This window comes from uncultured Dialister sp., assembly GCF_900541605.1.
Taxonomy (GTDB): Bacteria; Bacillota; Negativicutes; order Veillonellales; family Dialisteraceae; genus Dialister.
The window spans coordinates 1-2,886 of record NZ_UQKJ01000186.1; the positions used below are offsets into that span (position 1 = coordinate 1).

Below are 2,886 nucleotides of genomic sequence, written 5' to 3' on the forward strand. Positions count from 1 at the left end.
CACAACCCGGTCGGGCCAGCGAAGCGGCGCCTGACCCACAACCCTTATGCCCCATCCATCCGAGCAGCCCGCCGGCAAACCACAAACTCCAACAGCTCGACAAGCCACAATTTGGCAGGCTTCCCAATTTTCCCCACAAAAAAATCCCCATACGGGGATTTTTTTTGTGATTCTATCAGTACAGCTTGGCACCTGCCGGAATGTGGCGGTCAACCATGAGGAGATGGAGCTTTTCTTCTCCCTCTTCGTGGTGGACAGCAGACAGCAGCATGCCGCAGGAATCGATGCCCATCATCTTTCTCGGGGGCAGGTTCACAATGGCAATCAGTGTCTTTCCTACCAGTTCTTCCGGTTCATAGTAAGCATGGATACCGGAAAGGATGATACGATCTGTACCGGTACCATCGTCCAGGACGAACTTCAGGAGCTTCTTGCTCTTCGGCACGGCGGTGCATTCCTTAACTTTCACTGCGCGGAAGTCGGACTTGCTGAATGTATCGAAGTCCACATAGTCCTTGAACATCGGTTCAATTTCGACTTTGGAGAAATCGATAGGTTCGTTGTCTGCTTCCCTGGCCATTTCTTCCGCCTCCCGGGCAGTCTTCTTTTCCAGGGCCGTTTCCGGTTTCATGGCCGGGAAGAGAAGTACATCGCGGATGGAGGCGGAGTTGGTCATGAGCATGAAGAGCCGGTCAAGGCCGATGCCGAGGCCGCCTGTCGGAGGCATGCCGTATTCCAGGGCCGTCAGGAAATCCTCATCAATCGGATGGGCTTCATCGTCGCCATGTTTTCTTTCTTCCACCTGCAGTTCAAACCGTTTTCTCTGGTCAATGGGGTCATTCAATTCGGAGAACCCGTTAGCCAGTTCACGACCGTAAATGTAGGATTCGAAACGGATGGTATATCTGGGATCCTTCGGGTCCAGCTTGGACAGGGGGGATACTTCGATGGGGTGTTTTGTGATATGAACCGGCTGGATAAGGTGTTCTTCCACGTAGGCATCGAAGCAGGCGGAAAGAATCTTGCCGAATCCGTCAAATTCACCGTATTCCACATGGAGCTTATCCGCAATGGCCCGGGCGTCTTCTACTGTCTTGCAGGCATCGAAGTCTTCACCGGTGTACTTCTTCACGGCTTCTGCCATGGTGAGCCGCGGCCAGGGCGGAGTCACATCGATTTCCGTATCTTCATAGGTAAATTTCATGGAACCGTAGGAAGCCATAGCGCAGGCAGCCACAATCTGTTCTGTCTGGTCGATAACGTCTTCGATGTCCCCATAGGCCTGGTATGTTTCGATGGCTGTAAATTCCGGATTGTGCCGGGTATCCATACCTTCATTCCGGAAGTTTCTTGTGATTTCAAAAATCCGTTCATAACCGCCCACGAGGAGCCGTTTCAGGTACAGCTCCGGTGCAATGCGGAGGTACATGGTCATGTCCAGGGCGTTGAAATGGGTGGTAAAGGGCTTTGCATTGGCGCCGCCGTAGAGTGGCTGGAGCACCGGTGTTTCTACTTCCAGGAAATTGTGGTCCGTATACCATTTCCGGATAGCTGCCATCATGGCTGCCCTCTTGACGAAGGTTTCCCGGACTTCCGGATTCATGATGAGATCCAGGTACCGCTGGCGGTAACGCTGTTCCTTATCGGTGAGGCCGTGCCATTTTTCCGGCAGCGGCCGGAGGGATTTGGACAGCATGGTGAAATGGAGCACCCGAACCGTCAGTTCTCCGGTGTGGGTGGTGAATACGGTGCCTTCAATACCGAGGATATCACCGATATCCACCAGCTTGAACAGGGCCCATTCCTTTTCCGGGAGTTCATCCCGCTTGAAGTAGACCTGGATATCACCGCTCTGGTCGCGGAGTACGCAGAAAGCGGTCTTTCCCTGGCCCCGGCGGATCATGATGCGGCCGGCGATGCGGACGTGGGTTTCATTCTTTTCCAGTTCTTCTGCATCCCTGCGGATATCTGCCGCATGGTGGTCCCAGTTGAACTTCTGCCCGTAGGGTTCTACGCCAAGGGCACGGATTTTGTCCAATTTCTGACGACGTACGAGCATCTGGTCATTCAGCTTCGGACCAGTCTGCTGCTTTTTATTTTCTGCCATTCATTAACCTCATTTCTTACGCTATGAAATCAGTCTTCAATGCTGATGACTTTGTACTTCAGCACCCCATTCGGTGCTTCTGCTTCCACGATATCTCCTGCCTTGGCTCCCATAAGAGCACGGCCCACCGGAGATTCATTGGAAATCCGGCCTTCGAAGGGATTGGATTCCGTGGAGCCCACGATAGTCACCTTTTCCTGCAGGTGTTCTTCCATATCTTCGATAAGGACGGTGGATCCTACATCTACCCGGCCTTTGGCTGCTTTTTCAATGACCTGGGCTGTGCGGATCTGCTGTTCCAGCTGGAGGATGCGGCCTTCCAGAAAGGCCTGGGCATTCTTTGCTTCATCATATTCGGAGTTTTCGGAAAGGTCGCCCATTGCGATGGCGGCTTTCAGACGCTGGGCAATTTCTGCACGTTTTGTGGAACGGAGTTCATCCAGTTCCTTTTTCATTTTTTCCAGGCCCTCTTTGGTGACCAGGGTACGCTGCACTTCTGCCATGACAATCTTCCTCTTTTCTTTAAATACTTCTTATATTACCTTATATAGCGGTTTCCTAAACAGGGCATATTTCATAGTATATAGCAAATGCGCGGCTCCAGTCAAACGGAATTGGGGAAAGAAGTATTCTGACTATTGCGGTGAGCTGTTGGAGAGGTGCTGATGGATAGAGTCATTCGTGCGGGGCTACTAGCCTCTAGCTTCCAGGAAAGCTCGACAGCCTACGGCACGAATGACTGGCGGAAACATCGGATGGAAAGCGCCGCAGGCGAATCA

The 2,886-nt window shown here is 52.4% G+C and carries 2 protein-coding genes; both read right to left on the reverse strand.

Annotated elements, in window-relative coordinates; translation table 11 throughout:
- Positions 1 to 175 precede the first annotated feature (175 nt).
- Positions 176 to 2,107 carry a lysine--tRNA ligase gene (gene lysS / locus QZR21_RS08865; protein ID WP_307974362.1) on the reverse strand — a complete coding sequence of 644 codons (1,932 nt, stop codon included), beginning with the start codon at positions 2,105 to 2,107 and terminating at the stop codon, positions 176 to 178.
- A gap of 29 nt (positions 2,108 to 2,136) precedes the next feature.
- Complete coding sequence (gene greA / locus QZR21_RS08870) at positions 2,137 to 2,610, reverse strand: transcription elongation factor GreA (protein ID WP_296095770.1); 474 nt, start codon at positions 2,608 to 2,610, stop codon at positions 2,137 to 2,139.
- Positions 2,611 to 2,886 lie beyond the last annotated feature (276 nt).